Annotated in this window: 19 protein-coding genes; 9 read left to right on the top strand and 10 right to left on the bottom strand. The window is 66.0% G+C overall.

Going from position 1 to position 21169, the window contains the following annotated elements:
• Positions 1 to 26: 26 nt before the first annotated feature.
• Positions 27 to 1568 carry a signal recognition particle protein gene (gene ffh, locus AC1MH0_RS16835; RefSeq protein ID WP_480963714.1) on the bottom strand — a complete coding sequence of 514 codons (1542 nt, stop codon included), beginning with the start codon at positions 1566 to 1568 and terminating at the stop codon, positions 27 to 29.
• A 388-nt stretch (positions 1569 to 1956) separates the two neighbouring features.
• On the opposite strand from ffh, the gene AC1MH0_RS16830 reads away from it, so the two are divergent.
• The 4 genes from AC1MH0_RS16830 to AC1MH0_RS16815 all read left to right on the top strand — a co-directional run bounded on the left by AC1MH0_RS16830 (position 1957) and on the right by AC1MH0_RS16815 (position 6847).
• Positions 1957 to 3582, top strand: a complete 1626-nt coding sequence (locus AC1MH0_RS16830; protein ID WP_480963713.1) for a putative bifunctional diguanylate cyclase/phosphodiesterase — start codon at positions 1957 to 1959, stop codon at positions 3580 to 3582.
• A 343-nt stretch (positions 3583 to 3925) separates the two neighbouring features.
• On the top strand, positions 3926 to 5173 hold the full coding sequence (gene mtaB, locus AC1MH0_RS16825) for a tRNA (N(6)-L-threonylcarbamoyladenosine(37)-C(2))-methylthiotransferase MtaB (protein WP_480963712.1): 1248 nt from the start codon (positions 3926 to 3928) through the stop codon (positions 5171 to 5173).
• On the top strand, positions 5170 to 6105 hold the full coding sequence (gene ftsY / locus AC1MH0_RS16820) for a signal recognition particle-docking protein FtsY (protein WP_056051078.1): 936 nt from the start codon (positions 5170 to 5172) through the stop codon (positions 6103 to 6105). Before mtaB ends, ftsY begins: the two co-directional genes overlap by 4 nt.
• A gap of 115 nt (positions 6106 to 6220) precedes the next feature.
• Entirely contained in the window at positions 6221 to 6847 is a 627-nt protein-coding gene (locus tag AC1MH0_RS16815) for a septation protein A (protein WP_353470832.1), read from the top strand.
• Between the two features lie 120 nt (positions 6848 to 6967).
• Here AC1MH0_RS16815 and AC1MH0_RS16810 read toward each other — a convergent pair whose 3' ends face one another.
• The 6 genes from AC1MH0_RS16810 to AC1MH0_RS16785 all read right to left on the bottom strand — a co-directional run bounded on the left by AC1MH0_RS16810 (position 6968) and on the right by AC1MH0_RS16785 (position 12962).
• A complete protein-coding gene (locus AC1MH0_RS16810) occupies positions 6968 to 7582 on the bottom strand; it encodes a superoxide dismutase (protein WP_480963711.1) in 615 nt (204 codons plus the stop codon).
• Positions 7583 to 7700: 118 nt separating this feature from the next.
• Positions 7701 to 8498: an SDR family NAD(P)-dependent oxidoreductase gene (locus AC1MH0_RS16805; RefSeq protein ID WP_480963710.1), complete on the bottom strand. Its 798-nt coding sequence runs from the start codon at positions 8496 to 8498 to the stop codon at positions 7701 to 7703.
• A 15-nt stretch (positions 8499 to 8513) separates the two neighbouring features.
• Positions 8514 to 9278, bottom strand: coding sequence for an SDR family oxidoreductase (locus AC1MH0_RS16800; RefSeq protein WP_480963709.1), 765 nt, complete (start codon positions 9276 to 9278; stop codon positions 8514 to 8516).
• Between the two features lie 125 nt (positions 9279 to 9403).
• Positions 9404 to 10447, bottom strand: coding sequence for a phosphotransferase family protein (locus tag AC1MH0_RS16795; RefSeq protein ID WP_480965777.1), 1044 nt, complete (start codon positions 10445 to 10447; stop codon positions 9404 to 9406).
• A gap of 17 nt (positions 10448 to 10464) precedes the next feature.
• On the bottom strand, positions 10465 to 11547 hold the full coding sequence (locus tag AC1MH0_RS16790; protein ID WP_480963708.1) for a Zn-dependent alcohol dehydrogenase: 1083 nt from the start codon (positions 11545 to 11547) through the stop codon (positions 10465 to 10467).
• A 131-nt stretch (positions 11548 to 11678) separates the two neighbouring features.
• Positions 11679 to 12962, bottom strand: coding sequence for an acyl-CoA dehydrogenase family protein (locus AC1MH0_RS16785; protein ID WP_480963707.1), 1284 nt, complete (start codon positions 12960 to 12962; stop codon positions 11679 to 11681).
• 156 nt (positions 12963 to 13118) lie between these two features.
• Between AC1MH0_RS16785 and AC1MH0_RS16780 the strand changes: the two genes are divergently transcribed.
• On the top strand, positions 13119 to 14363 hold the full coding sequence (locus tag AC1MH0_RS16780; protein ID WP_480963706.1) for a TetR/AcrR family transcriptional regulator: 1245 nt from the start codon (positions 13119 to 13121) through the stop codon (positions 14361 to 14363).
• A gap of 109 nt (positions 14364 to 14472) precedes the next feature.
• A complete protein-coding gene (locus AC1MH0_RS16775) occupies positions 14473 to 14853 on the top strand; it encodes a hypothetical protein (RefSeq protein ID WP_480963705.1) in 381 nt (126 codons plus the stop codon).
• 114 nt (positions 14854 to 14967) lie between these two features.
• Here AC1MH0_RS16775 and AC1MH0_RS16770 read toward each other — a convergent pair whose 3' ends face one another.
• From AC1MH0_RS16770 to AC1MH0_RS16760, 3 genes are all read right to left on the bottom strand, one after another.
• Complete coding sequence (locus AC1MH0_RS16770) at positions 14968 to 16272, bottom strand: spinster family MFS transporter (protein WP_480963704.1); 1305 nt, start codon at positions 16270 to 16272, stop codon at positions 14968 to 14970.
• Between the two features lie 394 nt (positions 16273 to 16666).
• On the bottom strand, positions 16667 to 17464 hold the full coding sequence (locus AC1MH0_RS16765; RefSeq protein ID WP_480963703.1) for an SDR family NAD(P)-dependent oxidoreductase: 798 nt from the start codon (positions 17462 to 17464) through the stop codon (positions 16667 to 16669).
• The gene (locus AC1MH0_RS16760; RefSeq protein WP_480963702.1) at positions 17461 to 18075 is read right to left on the bottom strand and encodes a glutathione S-transferase family protein; all 615 of its coding nucleotides are present in this window, start codon (positions 18073 to 18075) and stop codon (positions 17461 to 17463) included. The genes AC1MH0_RS16765 and AC1MH0_RS16760 overlap by 4 nt, the downstream gene beginning before the upstream one ends.
• A gap of 74 nt (positions 18076 to 18149) precedes the next feature.
• Here AC1MH0_RS16760 and AC1MH0_RS16755 point away from each other — a divergent pair, with 74 nt between their 5' ends.
• The 3 genes from AC1MH0_RS16755 (at position 18150) to AC1MH0_RS16745 (ending at position 21137) form a co-directional block, all read left to right on the top strand.
• On the top strand, positions 18150 to 19727 hold the full coding sequence (locus AC1MH0_RS16755) for a class I adenylate-forming enzyme family protein (protein WP_480963701.1): 1578 nt from the start codon (positions 18150 to 18152) through the stop codon (positions 19725 to 19727).
• Positions 19724 to 20500 (top strand): thioesterase family protein, encoded by a 777-nt coding sequence (locus AC1MH0_RS16750; protein WP_480963700.1) that lies wholly within the window; start codon positions 19724 to 19726, stop codon positions 20498 to 20500. Before AC1MH0_RS16755 ends, AC1MH0_RS16750 begins: the two co-directional genes overlap by 4 nt.
• Before the next feature lie 112 nt (positions 20501 to 20612).
• Positions 20613 to 21137 (top strand): EF-hand domain-containing protein, encoded by a 525-nt coding sequence (locus AC1MH0_RS16745; RefSeq protein ID WP_480963699.1) that lies wholly within the window; start codon positions 20613 to 20615, stop codon positions 21135 to 21137.
• Positions 21138 to 21169 lie beyond the last annotated feature (32 nt).

Genomic DNA, 21169 nt, shown 5'->3' with positions numbered 1-21169 from the left:
CGAGGTGTCGTGGTTGGATAAGGAGGTTATTTCTTCTTCAGAAAATCGTCGAAACCGGCAGGCATCTGCGGCATCTTGGGGCCACCAAGCCCCGGCAGACCACCGCCACCGCCAGGAAGGCCACCGGCACCAGCCTTGTTGAGCATGTCGCCCATCTGCGGCCCACCGATCGCATTGCCGATGCCGCCAAGACCGCCGCCAAGGCCACCTTTTCCAAGCATCGCCATCATGCCCTTCATTCCGCCCATCTTCTTGATCTTCTTCATGGCGGTCGACATTTCGAGGTGCATCTTCAGCAGCTTGTTGACCTCCTGGACGGTCGTCCCGGAGCCCTTGGCGATGCGGATCTTGCGCTTGGCGTTGATCAGTTCGGGCTTGTTGCGCTCCTTGATCGTCATCGATCCGATCATCGCGTCCATGTGCACCAGCATTTTTTCACCACCGGCGGACGCGACCGCGCCCTGCGCCTTTTTCATGCCGGGGATCATCCCCGCCAGCGCGCCGAGCCCGCCCATCCGCTGCATCTGCGCCAGCTGGGCACGCAGGTCGTTCATGTCGAACTGACCCTTGGCCATCTTGGCGGCCATCCGCTCGGCGTCTTCGGCCTGGATCGACTCCGCCGCGCGCTCGACCAGGCTGACGACGTCGCCCATCCCGAGGATCCGACCCGCGACGCGCTCCGGATGGAACGCCTCAAGCGCATCGAGCTTCTCGCCGGTGCCGGCGAACTTGATCGGCTTGCCGGTGACCGCGCGCATCGACAGCGCCGCGCCGCCGCGGGCATCGCCGTCCATGCGGGTCAGCACGATACCCGTCAGCGGCACCTGGTCGCTGAAGTTCTGCGCGACGTTGACCGCGTCCTGGCCGGTCAGCGAGTCGACGACGAGCAGGATCTCGGCCGGGTTCGCGACGTCGGCAACCGCCTTCATCTCGTCCATCAACGCCTGGTCGACATGAAGTCGACCCGCCGTGTCGAGCATCAGGACGTCATAGCCCTGGAGCTTGGCCGCCTGCATCGCACGCCGCGCGATATCGACCGGTTGCTGACCCTGCACGATCGGCAGCGTCGCGACGTCGATCTGCGTGCCGAGCGTCGCGAGCTGCTCCTGCGCGTTCGGGCGATTGACGTCGAGCGATGCCATCAGCACCTTCTTGCGCTCGCGACCGGCCTGGCCGAAATTGGCCTGCCCCGCCGCCAGCCGCTTGGCGATCTTGGCCGTGGTGGTCGTCTTGCCCGAACCCTGGAGGCCAACCATCATGATGACGGCCGGCGGCGTGACGCCTAGCTCCAGCTCTACGGCATCCGAACCGAGCATCTCGACCAGCGCATCGCTGACGATCTTGACGACCTGCTGCCCCGGCGTGACCGAGCGCAGGACGTTCTGGCCGATCGCCTTCTCGGTCGCCTTCTCGACGAACTCGCGCGCGACGGGCAGCGCGACGTCGGCTTCGAGCAGCGCGACGCGCACTTCGCGCATCGCCGCGCGCACGTCCGCTTCGGTCAGCGCACCCCGGCCGCGAAGGCGGTCGAAGACGCCGCCAAGTCGATCGCTCAGGCTTTCGAACATCGAAATACTCCCATACACCGCTACCAAACGCAAAAGCGCCGGCGGGCGAAACCTCGCCGGCCAGCGTGCATCCTTGGATGCTCGTCCAATGCGCCCCGTAACGGAACGTGGGCTGCCACCTACCGGAATGCGGTTAGGGATGCAAGATGGGTCGCCGAGCGCGCAATGAGACGCCGCCCAATTGTTCTCCCGCGAAGGCGGGAGGCCAGTCTGGGCTCCCGCCTTCGCGGGAGAACACTCTGCTTCTTTGGCGCATACAGCACCCAATAGCAGCGCAGCCAATCGCGCCCGCGGCTCGCCCCGCCCCGCCTATACGGCTTCTTAACATATCCTACACGTGTCGCATGCCACACCGCCACCCAAGCAAGAGACCGAACAGGCAAACCCCATGACGGTAAAGTCGGCGGCGACATTTTCGCTCCGCAACATCAGTCGGGAATTCATGACCGGCGCCGTCACGGGCGCCGCACTGCTTCTATTCGTCGGCACCGCCGGCGCCGCGGTCGTCAAGGCACTGGCACATTGGCACGGCAGCGATGCGGTGATCGATCACGGTCTGGTCGCGGCGCTGTTGTTGAATGCGGCGCTGATCCTGTTCGGGTGGTTCCGATACCGGGCCCTATCGGAAGAGCTGAGCATTCTGTCCGACGCCGGCCGCCACGCCCACGCGCTGGCGCAGCGCGATCCGCTCACCGGCTTCCTCAATCGCCGCAGCTTGTCCGAAGACGGCGCGGCACTGTTCGCCAGTACCCGCCGCCGCGGCAAGGCGATGGCCATGCTGACGATCGACATCGATCACTTCAAGAGCGTCAATGACCTGCACGGCTATGCGGTCGGCGACCTGTTGCTCGGTCATGTCGCGGAGACGATCGCGGCGATCGCGCCCGGCACTGGCCTGCTCGCGCGACTGGGGGCGGACGAATTCGCATGCACCTTCGTCTTCGACTCCGCGCACGAGAACGTCGCCGACCGGATTGCCGAGCGCATGGTCGCAGGCCTCGCCTTGCCGTTCCGCACCAACGGCGTTGATATCCACACCAGCGTCTCGATCGGCATCGCCCGCTCCGATCGCGACTGCGCCTCGGTCGACGCCTTGCTGCGCAACGCCGACATCGCGCTCCACGCGGCCAAGACCGCCGGGCGCAGTCGTCATGCGTGGTTCGACACCTCGATGGAGCGATCGCTGCAACTGCGCGGCGAACTCGAAGCGGGTCTTCGCAGCGCGATCCCGGCGCAGGAGGTCGTTCCGTATTTCGAGCAGCAGGTCGACCTGACCACCGGCCTCATCACCGGTTTCGAAGTGCTGGCGCGGTGGGAGCATCCGACGCGCGGCACGATCGCGCCCGACGTGTTCATCCCGATCGCGGAGGAGACCGGACTGATCGGCGACCTGTCGCTGTCGATCATGCGCCAGGCCTTCGCCGCCGCGCGCGACTGGGACGCCGGGCTGACCTTGTCGGTCAACGTCTCACCACTGCAGTTGCGCGATGCGTGGCTCGCGCAGAAGATCATCAAGACGCTGGTCGAGACGGGCTTCCCCGCCAGCCGGCTCGAGATCGAGATCACCGAGAGCGCACTGTTCGACAATCTTCCGCTCGCACAGTCGATCGTCGGCAGCCTGAAGAACCAGGGCATCCGCCTCGCGCTCGACGATTTCGGCACCGGCTATTCGAGCCTGGCGCATCTGCGGGCGCTGCCGTTCGACCGGATCAAGATCGACAAGAGCTTCGTCTCGTCGATCCTGGATAATCCGGAGAGCATGGCGATCGTCAACACGATCGTGCGGCTGGGGGACAGCCTCAACCTGCCGACGACCGCGGAAGGAATCGAGGACGCGGCGATCGAGGAGCGCCTGCGCGGCATAGGCTGTGCGAAGGGCCAGGGGTATTTGTACGGGCGCCCGCTGGGTGCGGCGCAGGTCCGGCGGTTGCTGGCGGAGAAACGCTTGCTGGCGCAGCGGCCCGACCGGAGCGTGCCACCGCCTCGCGGTATTGCGCCACGGTTGGCGGGCTGACCGCGAGCACCCTGCCCATCTGCCAAGCACCACCCCGGCAAGCACCACCCCGGCGAAGGCCGGGGCCCAATTGGAAAGGTTGCTGGGACGAAGGACCGTCCTTTACCACCCTCGTTCCCCAATTGGGCTCCGGCCTCCGCCGGGGTCGTGTCTGATGAATGTGGGGTACCAACAAAACTCTCGTTCTCCCGCGAAGGCGGGAGCCCAGGACCAAGCAGTGCCCCGGTTGGTACCCTGGCCCCCCGCCTTCGCGGAGGAACGGTTATCGGCCGCCGGGTATTCCCCTCAAACCATAAACCGCAAACCGTGGACTTCCCCCCCCGCCCCTCCTAAATCGCGCCCCATGCCATCTGCCCCGCAGCCAGAGGTCATCAGCCTCGGCTGCCGCCTCAACATCGCCGAAAGCGAGACCATCCGCGCGCTCGTCGCCGGGCGGGACATGGTCGTGGTCAACAGCTGCGCCGTCACCAACGCCGCGGTAAAAGCAACGCGCGTCGCGATCCGGCGTGCCAAACGCGATCACCCGGACGCGCAGATCGTCGTCACCGGATGCGCCGCGCAGATTGATCCTGCCAGCTTTGCGGCCATGCCCGAAGTCGACCGCGTCGTCGGCAATGCGGACAAGCTGACGCCGCATGTATGGGGGACTGACGCCCCGGTCGTCGTCTCCGACATCATGCAGGTCCGCGATACCGCCCCCCATCTCGCCGCCAGCTTCTCCGCGCACGCCCGCGCGTTCGTCGAAGTCCAGAACGGCTGCGACCACCGCTGCACCTTCTGCGCGATCCCGTTCGGCCGCGGCCCCAGCCGCTCGGTCCCTGCGGGCGCGGTCGTCGACCGGATCGCCGGCCTCGTCGACGCAGGCCACCGCGAGATCGTCCTCACCGGCGTCGACCTGACCAGCTACGGCCCCGACCTCCCCGGCACGCCCACGCTCGGCCACCTCGTCGAACGCATCCTGCACCACGTGCCCGCACTTGAACGCCTGCGTCTCTCGTCGCTAGACGGCATCGAGATCGACGACCGCCTCTTCGCGTTGCTGACAACCGAAGCGCGGATCATGCCGCACGTCCACCTGTCATTGCAGGCCGGCGACGACATGATCCTCAAGCGCATGAAGCGCCGCCATTCACGCGCCGAAAGCGTCGCCCTCGTCGAGCGCCTCAAAACCGCCCGTCCCGACATCGCGATCGGTGCGGACCTGATCGCCGGCTTCCCGACCGAGGACGCGGCGATGTTCGCCAACACGCGCGCGCTGATCGACGACTGCCACATCGTCCACCCGCACATCTTCCCCTACTCGCCCCGCGCCGGCACCCCCGCCGCGCGGATGCCGCAAGTCGAACCCGAAGTCCGCCGCCAGCGCGCCGCCCTCCTCCGCGACGCCGGCGAAACGGCTCGAGCGAACTGGCTGCAAACGCTTGTCGGCACATCGCAGGATCTGCTCGTCGAACGCCCCGGCGACCGCGGCCACATCGGCAATTTCGCAGAAGTCCTGCTGGACGAACCCGCCATACCCGGCGACATCGTCCGCATTACGATCACCGGCGCCACGTCCGACCGCCTCAGCGCAACACGAGAACCATCATGAGCACCACCCCCACCTGGCACGACAAGCTGATCGGCGGCTTCAAGCGCACCTCCGACCGGCTCGTCGGCAACCTCGCCGGCCTCGGCGGCGCGCGGCTCGACGATTCGACGCTCGACGACATCGAGGAAGCACTGATCGCCTCCGATCTCGGCCCCGAGACCGCCGGCCGCATCCGCCGCCGCCTCTCCGAAGGCAGCTTCGAGCGCAACATGGAGGAACTCGGCATCCGCGTGATCGTGGCGGAAGAAGTCGAGAAGGTGCTAGCCACGGTCGCCAAGCCGATCGAGATCGACGCCTTTCCCCGCCCGCAGGTCATCCTCGTCATCGGCGTCAACGGCTCGGGCAAAACGACGACCATCGCCAAGCTCGCGCATCTGCTGATGGAGCAGGATTACGGCGTGATGCTGGCCGCCGGCGACACCTTCCGCGCCGCCGCGATCGGCCAGCTCCGCACCTGGGCCGAGCGCGTCGGCGTGCCGATCGTCACCGGCCCCGAGGGCGGCGACGCGGCGGGCGTGGTGTGGGATGCGGTCAAGAAGGCGACCGAGACGGGCATCGACGTACTGATCGTCGACACCGCGGGCCGTCTGCAGAACAAGCGCGAGCTGATGGACGAGCTGGCGAAGATCCGCCGCGTGCTGGGTCGCATCAACCCTGAAAGCCCGCACGATATCGTCCTGGTGCTCGACGCCACCACCGGCCAGAATGCGCTGCAGCAGATCGAGGTCTTCAAGGAAGTCGCCGGCGTTACCGGCCTCGTGATGACCAAGCTCGACGGCACCGCCCGCGGCGGCGTTCTCGTGGCGGCGGCAGAGAAATACGGCCTGCCGATCCATGCAATTGGCATCGGCGAGGGCATGACCGACCTGCGCCCGTTCGATGCGAACGAGGTGAGCCGGATCATCGCGGGCGTGGAGAGCGTTCGGAAGTAACGCCTTTCCACTCGCTCCACGCCCCCTCTTTTTCCGTTCGTCCTGAGCGTAGTCGAAGGACCGGCCCGTTTGTGGCAATGTCCTTCGACTTCGCTCAGGACGAACGGTATTCTGGATTGATCTCGTGACCCCAACCAAGCCCCCCCTATCCCCCGGCCTCCGCATGGCGGTCGACTACGGCCCGCTCGCGGTCTTCTTCGCAGTGAACTTCCTCACGCCCGGCCTGCCGATCGTCCGCGTCGTCGCCGCTACCACCGCGTTCATCATCGCCACGATTGCCGCGATGATCGTGTCCAAGGTGAAAACCGGGCATATCTCGCCGATGCTGTGGCTGTCGGGCGCGCTGATCGTCGTGTTCGGCGGGCTGACGATCTATTTCCACGACCAGCGCTTCATCCAGATGAAGCCGACGATCATCTACGCGATGTTCGCTGCGATCCTGACGTTCGGGCTCGTCACCGGGCGCCCGCTACTCCAGTCGCTGCTCGCCACCGCTTACCCCGGCCTGTCCGCCGATGGCTGGCGCAAACTGACGCGCAACTGGGCGGTGTTCTTCGTGTTCATGGCGGTGCTGAACGAGGCAGTATGGCGCAACACGACCTGGGATTTCTGGGTCGGCTTCAAGCTCTGGGGCGCGATCCCGCTGACGCTGCTCTTCGCGTTCGCCAACATTCCGATGCTGCTCAAGCACGGATTGCAAACGGGCGACAAGGCCGTGACCGACCTGCCGCCCGAAGGGTAACTCTACTCCCCTCCCGTTTACGGGAGGGGTCTGGGGAGGGGCGTGCCGCACTAACCGGACGCCAGTACGTACGTCGCCCCCTCCCCTAACCCCTCCCGCAAAGCGGGAGGGGAATTCAGGTCAGCCAGCGACCTTCGCGTAGCGCTCGCCGACGACGTCCCAATTCACGATGTCCCACCAGGCCTTCAGATAGCCCGGACGATCGTTCTTATACGTCAGGTAATAGGCGTGCTCCCAGACATCGTTGCCGAGCAACGGCGTGCCGGGCTCCTTGGCATCGTCCATCAGCGGGTTGTCCTGGTTCGGCGTGCTCGTAACCTTCAGCTTGCCGCTCGCATCCGCGATCAGCCACGCCCAGCCCGAGCCGAACTGTCCTGCACCCTTGGTGTTGAACTCTTCCTTCAGCTTGTCGAGGCTACCGAAGTCGCGGTCAATCGCCTTGGCGAGCTTGCCCGACGGAGCCTGGCCGTTCTTGGCCGCCATCGTCTTCCAGAAGAAGTCGTGGTTCCAGAAACCGCCGCCATTGTTGCGGACCAGCAGCGGCTGCGACGAGATCATGCCGAGGATGTCCTCGATCGACTTGCCCGCCAGCGCGGAATCCTTCTCGACGCCTTCGTTCAGCTTGGCCGTGTACGCCGCGTGATGCTTGTCGTGATGAAACTTCATCGTTTCCTGGTCGATCACCGGCTCGAGCGCGTCATAGGCATACGGCAGCGGTGGGAGTTCGAAAGCCATGGGGGTTCTCCTTTATGGGGTCGGACGCTCAACGTCCGCACGTCGCAAATGGTCCCGCAAAAGTCGTTGCGCAAGCGTATCCAGCGGGCGAAACGCCGCGACCCGACAGCATCATCGGTCAGGCGGCGGTCTTACCGTATTCCTGCCGTGTCACGGGATGGCTGGACGAGAGACCGCCATCGACCGCGATCGCCTGGCCGTTGACGTAGCTGGCGTCGTCGGACGCGAGGAACAGCGCGACCTTGGCAAGTTCCTCGGGCTGCGCGCCGCGGTGGAGCGGGTTGAGGCGGCCGACGCGGTCCATCTTGTTCGCCCCGCGCGCGTAATCGAACACGGGCTTGGTCATGCCGGTTTCGGTCAGGCCGGGGCAGATCGCGTTGACGCGGACGTTCGAGCCGGTGAGTTGCTGCGCGGAGACGGCCGCGAGGTTGATGACACCGGCTTTCGACGCGGAATAGGCGGGCGAGCCGGCGCCCGAGCGGATGCCGGCGACGCTGGCGGTGAGGACGATCGCGCCCTTCCCGCGTTCGGCGATACGCGGGGCCGCGTGCTTGATCGCGAGGAACGGGCCGATCAGGTTGACGCGCAGCACTTCGGTAATGAGTGCGACGTCGGTATCGAACAGGTTCGCCATGCCGCCCGAGATCCCCGCATTGGCGAACATCACGTCGAGCCCGCCGAAGCTGCCGCAGGCGAACGCGATCGTGCGGATCACGTCCTCTTCGAGCCCGGCGTCGATGCGGATCGCCTTGGCCGTACCGCCGGCTTGCGCGATCAGGTGGGCGGTTTCGTCCGCGCCTTCGGTCTTGTCGGCGACGATGACCTTGCCCCCTTCGCTCGCGAACAGGAGTGCGGCTGCGCGGCCGATGCCCGAGCCTGCGCCGGTGACGATGATCGACTTGTTCTCGAAACGCATGAGGGTTCCTCCCGGTTAGATCGTGACGCCGCCGTCGATGACCATCGTCTGGCCGGTCATGAATGCGCTGGCCTGCGAAGCGAGGAAGACGACCGCGCCGGCGATCTCTTCGGGCTCGCCGATTCGGCGGAGCGGCACGCTTGTGTTCGCCGCCTCGATCCGTTGCGGGTCCTCCCACAGCGCTCGCGCGAAGTCGGTCTTGATCAGGCCGGGGGCGATGCAGTTCACGCGGACGTTGGACGGCCCGAACTCGACCGCGAGGTTGCGCGCGAGCTGCATGTCGGCGGCCTTGCTGATGCAATAGGCGCCGATCACCGGCGAGCCGCGCAGGCCACCGATCGAGGATATGATGATGATGCTACCGCTGCGGCGCTCCAGCATCTCGGGCGCGACCATCTGGATCAGCCAGTGGTTGGACACGATGTTGTTGTCGAGGATCTTCCGGAACTGGTCGTCGGCGATGCCGGCTTGGGGCCCGTAATAGGGGTTCGAGGCGGCGTTGCAGACGAGGATGTCGATACGGCCGAACTTGGCACGGGTCTCGTCGACGAGGTGCTGAAGGCCAGCCTTGTCGGAGATGTTCGCGGCTATGGCGATCGCGGTGCCGTCTCCGTGTCTGGCGTTGAGTTCCGCCGCCACCGTGTCACACGCGTCCTGCTTGCGGCTCGATATCACGATCTTCGCGCCGTGCTCGGCCAGTTCGCGTGCGGAGGCCAAGCCGATCCCTCGCGAGGAGCCGGTGACGATGGCGACCATCCCGGTCAGATCGAACTGCGACATTCTTGCTTCTCCCCTCCCGCATGCGGGAGGGGTCGGGGGTGGGCCCCCGGCCAGCCACAAACGGTATCGGTTATGGTGAGCGCGAGCCCACCCCTAGCCCCTCCCGCATACGGGAGGGGGATGAACTAAGCCCCCGCCTTAACAGCAAAGCCCCAGGCCGCGTCCGCCAGACCATGGATCTTGGCGACCGTTTTCTCCGCCTGCGCGCTCGACGCAGTGCCGTCGACGATGCGCTTCTTGATACCCTGGACGATGCCGGTCAGACGGAAGAGGTTGTAGGCGAAATACCAGTTGAGATCGGGCACCCCGTCGCGTCCGGTGGCAGCGCAATAGCGCGAGACCACCTGCTCGATCGTCGGAATGCCCGTCTCCGGGCCGGTCATGCCGAGCACGCCCGAGCGCCCCTCGGGTTCGGTCACCCAACTCATCAGCAAATACGAGAAGTCCGCGAGCGGATCGCCGAGCGTCGACAATTCCCAGTCGAGCACCGCGATGACCTTGGGCTCCGACGGCGCGAAGATCATGTTGTCGATGCGGTAGTCGCCGTGGACGATCGAGGTCCGCGTCTGCTCGGGCAGGGTTCTTGGCAACCATTCGATCAGGCGTTCGACCGACTCCATATGCTCGGTTTCGGCGGCGCGGTATTGCTTGGTCCAGCGGCCGACCTGGCGCTCGAAATAATTGCCGGGCTTGCCGTATTCCTCGAGCCCCGCCGCCGCGTAATCGGTGTTGTGGAGCGCGGCGAGCGTATCGACCATCGCCTCGTAATGCGCAGTACGCTCGGGCGGGGTCGCACCGGGCATCGCGCCGTCCCAGATCGTCCGGCCCTCGACCATCTCCATGACGTAGAACGCCGAGCCGATGATGGCCGCGTCCTCGCAAAGCCCGTAGGGGCGCGGCACGGGAAAGCCGGTCGGATGGAGGCCGGCGATGACGCGGTATTCACGGTCGACGGCATGCGCGCTCGGCAGGATCGGGCCGAACGGTTTCCGGCGCAGCACGCAGGCGCGATCCGGTGTGTCGAGGCGGTAGGTCGGGTTCGACTGGCCGCCGGCGAACTTCGCGTAGGTCAGCGGGCCGGCATAGCCCGGCACGTTGGCGGTCATCCACGCGCCAAGCGTGTCGAGGTCGAGACGGTCCTTGTCGCCGACTGCGATCGTGCCGACCATGCTGGTCGATGCGTCGCTCACGAGAAAGTGATCACGCTGCGAGTGGTGTCGCCGCGGCGGAGTTCGTCGAACGCGTCATTGATGCGCTCCAGCGGCATCCGGTCGGCGATGATCGTGTCGAGATCGAGCAGCCCGCGCATGTAGAAATCGACCAACCGCGGGATGTCGACCGGGAAGCGGTTCGAGCCCATGAACCCGCCCTGCAGCCGCTTGCCCGACAGCAGGTCCATCGCCGACAGCCCAACCTTCTCGCCGAGCGGCATCATGCCAAGGATCGTCGCAGTGCCGCCGCGCCGCAGCACCTTCACCGCGGTCGCCGCGGATTGCGCGCGCCCGACCGCCTCGATCGCGTGATGCACGCCGCCCTTGGTGATCGCGACGACCTCGTCCGCCGCGGTGACGGACAGCGCATCGATGCTGTGCGTCGCGCCGAGTTTCTCTGCCATCGCGCGCTTCTCGGGCACGGGATCGAGCGCGATGATCTTCCCCGCGCCCGCGATCTTGGCCGCGTTCACGGCCGCGAGCCCGATGCCGCCGCAGCCGACCACGCAGACCGTCTCGCCCGGCGTCACATCCGTGGTGTTGAACACCGCGCCCGCGCCGGTCGTAATCGCGCACCCAAGCAATGCGGCACGGTCCATCGGCATGTCGCGGTCGATCGCGACGCAGGCGTGTTCGTGGACCAGCATCATCTCGGCATAGGCGCTGAGGTTGAGCATCTGCGCGATCGGCCGATCACCGAGCATCAGGCGTGGGGCGGCCCCCTTGGGGCGACGCACGCTAGCGTCGATGCACAGCGACATCCGCCCGGTGACGCAGAACTCGCATTGGCCGCAAAATGCCGAGAGACACGTCACGACATGGTCGCCGGCCTTCACGCCGCGCACTTCGTCGCCGACCGCCTCGACCACGCCGCAAGCCTCGTGCCCCGGAATGGTCGGCATGGCATGCGGGTAGGCGCCATCGACGAAATGCAGGTCGGACCGGCAAACGCCGACCGCGACCGTTCGGATCAGAACCTCGTGTGCCGTCGGCTTCGAGATGGTGACATCCTCGATGCTGAGCGGGGTGTTGGCTTCGAAAAGGACTGCGGCTTTCATGGGTAGTCAGGCTCCGAAAATTGGCGGGCGGACAATCAAAATTCCGTTCGTCCTGAGCGCAGTCGAAGGACATTGCCCCAAGCGAGCCGGTCCTTCGACTTCGCTCAGGACGAACGGAGAGTGCGGTGGGTTTACCGGCTCACCCCGACGTCCCCGCTGGAAACGCCGCCCTTACGGAAGTCCCCATATTTCCCGAACTCGTTGCGCGCGATCGAGCGGTTGTGAACCTCGTCCGGGCCGTCCGCGAAGCGCAGAGTCCGCATCGCCGCCCAGTCGTGCGCCAACCGGAAGTCGCCCGAGACACCGCCGCCGCCATGCGCTTGGATCGCATCGTCGAGGATCCGCAGCGCCATGTTCGGCGCGGCGACCTTGATCATCGATATCTCGATCTGCGCAGACTTGTTGCCTGCCTTGTCCATCATGTCCGCCGCCTTGAGGCAGAGCAAACGAGTCATCTCGATGTCGATGCGCGCGGTCGCGATCCGCTCTTCCCAAACCGAGAAGTCCGCGATCCGCTTGCCGAACGCGACCCGGTCGAGCAGTCGCCGCGCCATCGCCTCGATCGCGGTTTCGGCGACACCGATGGTGCGCATGCAGTGATGGATGCGGCCCGGCCCAAGCCGCCCCTGCGCGATCTCGAACCCGCGCCCCTCGCCGAGCAGCACGTTCTCGACCGGCACGCGGACGTTCTCCAGCACGACTTCGCCATGCCCATGCGGCGCGTGGTCATAGCCATAGACGGAGAGCATCCGCTTGATCGTCACGCCGGGCGTATCCATCGGCACGAGGATCTGGCTCTGCTGCTGATGCCGCGAACCCTCGAAGCTCGTCTTGCCCATCACGATCGCGATCTTGCAACGCGGATCGCCGACGCCGCTCGACCACCATTTCGTGCCGTTGATGACGTAGTGATCGCCATCGCGCACCATCGACGTCTCGATATTGGTCGCATCCGACGACGCCACCGCGGGCTCGGTCATTAGGAACGCCGAGCGGATCTCGCCGCGCATCAGCGGCCCGAGATACGCCTCCTTCTGCTCGCGCGTACCATAGCGGTGAAACACCTCCATGTTGCCGGTATCGGGCGCCGAACAGTTGAAGCACTCGCTCGCCCAGCTGATCTTCCCCATCTCCTCCGCGCATAACGCATATTCGAGATTGGTCAGCTGCGTGCCTTCGAACTCGAACGAATCGTCGACATGCGTCTGGCCCGAATGCGGCGGCATGAAGAAATTCCAGAGCCCGGCGGCCTTGGCCTTCTCCTTCATCTCCTCGATCACCGGAATCACCTTCCAGCGCTCGCCCTCATGCGCCTGCTGGTCGTAATCGGCCTGTCGCGGGCGGATATTCTGGTCGATGAAATCCCGGACCCGATCCCGGAAATACATCTCTCGTTCGCTCAGCGTAAAATCCATGCGGGCTCTCCGTTCGTCGTCGCTTTGGAGGCGGGTTAGACCATACCGCACATTCGGTAAAGCGTGTGAAGGGTCCCGGAAAGCATGTTTTCAAGTCCGCCCTGAAAGCGCCTAAAAAGCACTGTATCTTCAAATCGAAGCTGTTAGGGTGTTTCGATGAAGGTTCCGGCAGAGGCCAGCGACGAGAGCGAACAGGGGACCAAGCGCTTCCGTGCGAAGCGTGACGCGATCCTCGCCGCGGCGGCAGAAGCGATCAACGAACAGAGTGCCAAGGGCATGACGTTCGCGGACGTGGCGCGGCGCGTCGGGCTCAATACGACCAGCGTTACCTATTATTTCAAGCGCAAGGAAGACCTCGCGGCGGCGGCGTTTGAGAACACGCTCGAATCGTTGATCGCGATGCTCGACGTCGCGATGGAGGAGGCGACGCCCGAGGATCGCGTGCGGCGCTATCTCGCGCTCAACATGGACCGGCTCGCCCGCATCCAGCGCGGCGAGGAGAAGGCGTTCGCGGTCCTCTCCGATCTGCGCGCGACCGAGGAGCCGATGCGCGGCCGGCTGATGGCGGGCTGGCGCGAGGTGTTCCGTCGGACGCGCCTGTTGTGGGGGCCGACCTCGTCACGTGCGCAGACCGACCTCAACGGTGCGCGCGCGCATGTGCTTCTCGAGAACACGTTCTGGTTGCCGATCTGGCTGACGCGGTACGAGCCCGATCAATATGGGCGTGTCGAGGAACGCTTGATGGATGTGTTTGCGCACGGCATCGCGGGGAAGGACACGCGCTGGGCCCCTACCCTGCTCGATCTCAGTCATGACGAGGCGGAGCCGGGGCGCGAGGCGTTCCTGCTGGCGGCGACGCGCCTGATCAACGAACTTGGCTATCGCGGTGCGTCCGTCCAGAAGATCGCGTCCGAACTGAACGTGACCAAGGGCAGCTTCTACCACCATCTCGACGCGAAGGACGATCTCGTCATCGCGTGTTACCGCCGCAGCTTTGACACGATCGCCGATGCGCAGAGCCGCGGCGAGGCCGAGGGCGGGAGCTATTGGCACAAGCTGTCGAGTACGGTCGCGACCTTGCTCGACGTGCAGTTCGCCGAGCGCGGACCGCTGCTGCGCACCACCGCGCTCAGCGGCCTGCCGGTCGGCGTACGCAATGCGATGGTCGATCGCTCGAACGGTATCGCGCGGCGCTATGCCGGCATGATGATGGACGGCATCGGCGAAGGCTCGATCCGCGCAGTCGATGCGCTGATCGCGGCGCAGGCGCTGATGGCGCTCCAGAACGCGGCGTTCGACATGCGCAAATGGGCGTCGACGATGCCGCGTGAACGCGCGATCGCGATGTATGCCTCGACGCTGATGTTCGGCCTGTTCGACGATCGGATGGCGAAGGCCTGATCCTCCGCGAACCGGGGCGGTTTCGAGGCTAAAACGGTTTGGTTACGCCTCGTTAACGGCGGATCGCCGACCCCGGCTTTCACGGAGAACCAGTCTCCACGGAGGCTGCATGCACACCATCACGACCGATCTGGCGACGGGAATTATCGAGGTCGAAGCGTCCGGGTTCTGGACGATCGAGCATGTCGAGGCGTTCCTGCGCGACCTGGAGCGCGAGGGGCGGCGCGTGCTGGCGACGGGCAAGCGCCACATGCTGCTCTGCAATTTTTCGAAGTCCGCGATCCAGCCACAGGAGGTGATCGCGATGCTGCAACGCGTGGCGCTGTCGATGCCGCTGAAGTCGCGCAAGGTCGCACTCTACACCAATGGCAAGCTCGCACGGTTGCAGGTGAAGCGGATCGCGTCGGTCCGCGACGACATGGCTGTGTTCGACGACCGGGCGTCGGCGCTGGCATGGATGTTGGGGGATGGGACGGGCGGAATATCCTGACGAAACTCGCTTCGTCGATCCCACGGAGGGGGAAACCAGACCGACTGACGACGCGACGACAGTGCCGTCCGAGGCTTTTTGGGTCCGCCTCCGCGGGGATGACGAGCGGTCTGGCTACCGAACCGCCGCGTCCTCCGCCCGCTTCAGCAACACCCCCGCGCGCCAATAGTGGAACAGCGCCCAAGGTGTCATCAGCACAATGATCACCAGTGCATAGCGAAGCGAGTCCTCGCCGAACCCGGGCTTGAGCAGGTCGCTCAGCCACCCCACCAGCGTCGGCCCCAGCCCCAGCCCGACCAGGTTGATGACGAGCAGCGTGATCGCCGCCCACATCGCCCGGATCTGCAACGGCGCGAGATGCTGGATCAGCGCGAAGCTCGGCCCGAGGTACGAGTTCGCGAAGATCAGCGACACGAAATAACTGCCGATCGCGACCGCCGGTGCGTCGATCAGGTAGAAGGCCAGCGCGAACGGCAGCGACAGGCCCTTCATCACCAGCACCACCCAGGCCTGGACGTGAAGCCCGTGACGCTTGGCGAGCACGTCCGCGATCTTGCCGCCCGCCAGCGCGGAGATCGCGCCGAACAACGCGCCCGGCAGGGCGATATAGCGCGAGATGTCGAGCATCGAGATACCGAGCGAGCGCTGAATATAGCTCGGCCCCCAGCCGGTCAGCGCATAGCCGATCATCGAGGTGAGCGTGACGCCGACCACCAGATGCCGCGCCGGCGCACTCGCCCACATCGACGCGAACCCCTGCGCGACGCTGGGCATCGGCGTCGCCACCGCGCGGGCGGCATCGGACAGGCCACGGCGAGGCTCGACCATGAACAGGCGGACGAGGACGGCGAGCACGATCCCCGGCAGGCCGACGGTCATCATCGCGATCCGCCAGCCATAGCTGTGCGCGACGACGCCGCCGATCAGCGTGCCGAACCCTGCACCGAGCACGACGCCGAGCGAATAGACCGCCATCGCGCTCGCGCGCTTTTCAGGCGGATAGAGATCGGCGATGATCGAATGGCTTGGCGGGCTCGACCCCGCCTCGCCGATGCCGACGCCGATCCGGAACAGCATCAGCTGCGTGAAATTCTGGGCAAGCCCGCACAGCGCGGTCATCGCGCTCCAGATCGTCAAGCTTGCGGCGATGATGTTGCGGCGACTGGTCCGATCCGCCAGCCGCGCGACCGGGATGCCGAGCGTCGCGTAGAAGATTGCGAACACGAGTCCGGACAGCAAACCGAGCTGCGTATCCGTCAGCAGCAGGTCCGCCTTGATCCGCTCGAGCAGGATCGCGAGGATCTGTCGGTCCATGTAGCTGAAGAAATAGGTGAAGGTGAGCAGCGCGAGGGTCAGGCCCCGTCGCTTCATCGCCAGCGCGTCGGCGATCTCGGGATGGGACTGATACGCTGTAGCCATCGACAATACCTCGAAATCGAAACAGGCCTTACGCTACGGCAATCAGCGCGTACCAGACAAGCTAAAGCTGTGTCGCGAGGCAAGTTGCGGTGAGCCGAGGCACCCGCGGCGACGCGCGGAATAGCGTCGAAAAGCAAAACGTTGCGAGTTTGAAAGCGCAACCGGCGTTTCGTGAGAAGGACGGCGGAAGATGCGTCCTCGTTTGGGTCGCTCTTCCGCCTTATCCCCTCTCCAACGTCGTGCCGGGCTCGCGTCCGCATCGACGATGGAGCGGAGTGTCCGGGCAATCTGAATACCGGGTATGCGGGTCCCCTCGCACAGATTCGCAACGTTGCAAAGCGTCTTTTCCTTACCGCCCATCGGCGAAGGCAGCGACAGGGGGCGTTCGCCCGTGCTAGCCCTCGCGTCCCGGCCGTCTCGACAGCGCCACGTCGAGGTGCCCGCCGCCGTCCAGCAACAAGACTTCGCCGGTCATCGCCCGGCTCATCGGATCCAGCAGCATCTCGATCGGGCCTGCGACGTCGTCGGGCCCGGTGGCGAAGCCCATCGGCACCGATGCCGCGACCTTCGCATTCAGCTTGGCGAACCCCTCGTCGCCGAGCCGCTTCTCGTACCAGCCGGTCGCGACATAGCCGGGCGCGACGGCGTTGACGCGGATCTTGGGTGCGAGGGCCCTCGCAAGGCTTTTGGTCATCGTCACGAGCGCGCCTTTCGACGCGGCATAGGCGACCGACGACCCCATCCCGAACACCCCGGCGACACTCGCGACGTTGACGACCGCGCCGAACGGGCTGACGCGCAAGGCAGGGGCGCAGGCGCGGACCATCTGGAACGGGGCGACCGTATTGAGCCGGTAGATGTCGACGAAATCCTCCGCGTCGAGCGCATCGAGATCCTCATGAGCCGCGAACTTCGTCCGGCCGGCATTGTTGACGAGGAAGTCGATCCGACCGAACGCGTCGGTCGCGGCCCGGGCAAGCGCGCGACACGCGGCATCGTCGACGATGTCGGCCTGTACCGCGATCGCGCCCTGGCCCATCTCGGCGGCAAGCGCCTCGGCATCGTCGCGGCTGGTCGCGTAGTTGATGACGCAACGGACCCCGCGCGCCGCCAGTCGCCGCACGACCGCCGCGCCGATCCCCGTCCCGCCGCCGGTGACGATCGCAACCGCACCCTCGATACTCGCGCTCATGCCTGCGCACTCGGCCGAGCGGAGGCCCGCGCATGCCACTCGCGCAAATGACCGAGATCGTCGGGCATCGCGATCCCGACGAACTTTGCGAAGTCGATCGTCGTCAGCAGGACGATGTCGGCGATCGTGTAGCGTTCGCCGTCCAGCCAGTCGCGACCGGCGAGTGCATGGTCGAACTCCGCCATCGCCGCGAGTACGCGCGGTCGCTGGCTCTCGCCGAACTCGGTATATTGCGGCTGGACGATCCGCGCGGTCCAGGGATGCGTGTGCAGCCACACCATCGACAGCGGGGTCATCAGCCGAAGCTCGATCCGCCGCGTCCACATGTCGATCTCGGCGATGTTGTGCGCACCGTGGCCGAACATCGGGGGATCGGGGTGCAGCACCTCGAAATACCGGCAGATCGCGACGCTCTCGGTCAGCACGCGGCCATCGTCGAACGCGAGCGCGGGCGTCTGGCCGAGCGCGTTGACCGACAGGAACCGTTCGGCCTTGTGCTCGGCCTTCGGGATCGAGATCTGCGCCATCGGCACGCGGACATGCTTCTCGGCAAGAAAGAGGCGGACGCGCCGCGGATTGGGTGCGGGCAGCGCGCTATCGTAGAACAGCAAGGGCGTCTCCTCGGCATCGGTTTTCGAATATACCGTATGGCATTGCCGGACGCGTTCGCCTAGCGATGCGTCGCATGACGACCGCTGCAGACATGCTCGCCACCGGCTTTGCCACCCTTCCAGACCTGATCTTCGCCCACGCGCGCGAACGCGGCGATCGTACCGCCGTCGCCGATGCGCAGGGCAGTATCGACTATCGAACGCTCGACACGATGATGGACCAGGTGGCGACGGCGTTGCAGCGCGACGGGGTTGCGCCGGGGAGTGCGGTGGCGATCGTCGCGGCGCCGACGACGGCGTACGCGGCGGTATTCCTTGGTGCGGTACGCGCCGGATGCGTAGCGACGCCGATCGCGCCGTCGGCCACGCCGGCGGCGATTGCGGCAATGATTGCCGACAGTGGCGCGCCGTTGGTGTTTCTCGATGCGGAGAATGCGCAGGTATTGGAACAGCAAACGCTTTCAGCCCGCCCCATCTTGTTCTCCCGCGAAGGCTGGAGCCCAGACTGGGCTCCAGCCTTCGCGGGAGAACAATCTTTTGATGCGTGGCTAGCTGCTCCAGAGATTAAGCCAAGTCCCGTCGCAATCGCCCCCGAAGACCCGTTCAACATCATCTACTCCTCCGGCACCACCGGCACGCCGAAGGGCATCGTCCAGAGCCACGCGATGCGCTGGGCGCATATCTCTCGTAACACCGCCGCCGGGTTCGACACTGCGGTCACGATGATCGCCACGCCGCTCTATTCGAACACCACGCTGGTCAGCTTCCTGCCGACGCTGGGCTGGGGCGGCACCGCTGTGTTGATGGGTAAGTTCGACGCGCGCGCGTATCTCGAACTCGCCGAACGCTACCGTGCAACGCACACGATGCTGGTGCCCGTCCAGTATCAGCGGATCATGGCGCTGCCCGACTTCGACGCATTCGACTTGTCGGCGTTCCGGTTCAAGACCAGCACCAGCGCGCCCTTCTCCGCTGCGCTCAAGGCCGACGTCGTCGCGCGCTGGCCGGGCGTGCTCGTCGAATTCTACGGCATGACCGAGGGCGGCGCGAGCTGTGCGCTCAACGCCACGGCCTATCCGACCAAGCTGCATACCGTCGGCCAACCGATGCCCGGCCACCAAATTCGCCTGATCGACGACGACGGCGTCGAGGTTGCGCCCGGCGAGATGGGCGAAGTCGTCGGCCGCAGCCCCGCGATGATGAACGGTTATCACGGCCGTTCCGAGGCAACGCGCGATGCCGAGTGGCATGATTCAGACGGCAACCGCTACATCCGCCACGGCGATGTCGGGCGCTTCGACGAGGACGGCTTTCTCATGCTGATGGACCGGAAGAAGGACCTGATCATCTCGGGCGGGTTCAACATCTATCCGTCGGATCTGGAGGCGGTGTTGGCGCAGCACCCCGCGGTCGCGGACTGCGCGGTGATCGGCGTCCCGTCGGAGGCCTGGGGCGAGACGCCGGTCGGCTTCTACGTGCCGCGTGACGGCGCGACCGAAGACGCGGCCGCGATCCTCGCCTGGGTGAACGACCAGCTCGGCAAGACGCAACGGCTGTCGGCGTTGCACGTCGCCGACGAACTGCCCCGCAGTGCGATCGGCAAAGTCCTCAAGCGCGAACTCCGCGACCGGCTTGCGGGCGCGATCGCATGACCAGTCTCAAACACGCGATCGACGCGCTGGAGCCGATCGACGGTGGCTGGCGCGGGACGGTGCCCGAGACCTGGCTCCAGGGCCGCACCGCCTATGGCGGCTTCTCCGCCGCGCTCGCGCTGCATGCCGCGCAGAAGTCGGACGTCGACCTGCCGCCGTTGCGGTCGGCGCAGGTGTCGTTCATCGGGCCGCTGTCGGGTGACATCACGATCCGCGCGACCCGGCTGCGACGCGGGCGCAATGCCGCCTTCGTCCAGGCGGATGTCGAGAGCGAGGCCGGACTCGGGCTGCGCGCAACGTTTGTGTTCATGGGCGCGGTCGCATCGCGTGTCGATCACCGGACCGGCAGCGCACCGGATTTCCCGATGCCCAGCTCGGATACGCAGACGTTTCGCGGGACCAGCGCGGTTGCGTTCTCGCGGAACTTCGACCTGCTAGATCGTCGGGACGAGGGCGTCGGCCCGGCGGAGTGGCTGCGCTGGGCGCGGCTGACCGAGCGCGACGGGCTCGATCCAATGGTAGAGCTTGTCGCGGTCGCGGACTGCCTGCCGCCGTCCGCGCTGAAACTGCTGGGGGGCCCTGCCCCGCTCAGCTCGATGACGTGGCTGCTCAACATCCTCGGTCCGCAGCCGGTGACGCGCGAGGGCTGGTGGTTGCTCCGCGCGACCACCGATTATGTGCGCGAGGGTAGTTCGAGCCAGCAGATGGCGATCTGGAACGCGGACGGCACGCCGGTCGCCGAACAGATGCAGAGCGTCGCGATCTTCGCCTGACCCCCGACATATCTTGCGACACATTGGCGGTACGGCGGCGAACCTCTGCGACAAGCACGGCGTAGACCGGCGTCATTCGATGCGAATTCGTCCCACACAGCCGGAGTCCGACATGCGCAAGACCGTCCTCACCCTGATGCTCGCCGCCAGCGCGATCACGTCCGCCGCCAGCAGCGCGCAAACGCCCACGCCGCCGCGCCCACCGATGCGCCAGGACGCGAACCACGACGGCGTCGCCACGCGCGCGGAAGCGATCGCGCAGGCCGACGCCCGGTTCGCGCAGATGGATACCGACCATGACGGGCGAGTGACCGGTGGCGAGATGCGTGCCTATCGTGCCGCGGTGCACGACCGGATGCTGGCGAGTGGCCGCGACGTTCCCGTGCCGCCGCCGGGTGGCCGGAAGCATGACGGCATGGCTCGCCGGATGGACCCGAACGGCGATGGCAGCGTGACGCGCGAGGAGTTCGAGGCACGCGCGCTCAAGCGGTTCGACCGGATCGATGCCAATCACGATGGCACGGTCGACGCGACCGAGCGCGCCAACGCCGCCGAGATGCGCCATGTCGACCGGCGCGAACGCCGTGAAGGGGTGACCCCGCCTACCCCGGTCCCCGCGCCTGCGCCCGCGCGCTAACTTGGAAACGGGGAAGCGTCGGGCAAACCCCG

It is taken from the genome of Sphingomonas sp. AP28 (assembly GCF_056680455.1).
Note: the sequence above shows the minus strand (reverse complement) of the source record. Positions and strands in the feature narration are given on the sequence as shown.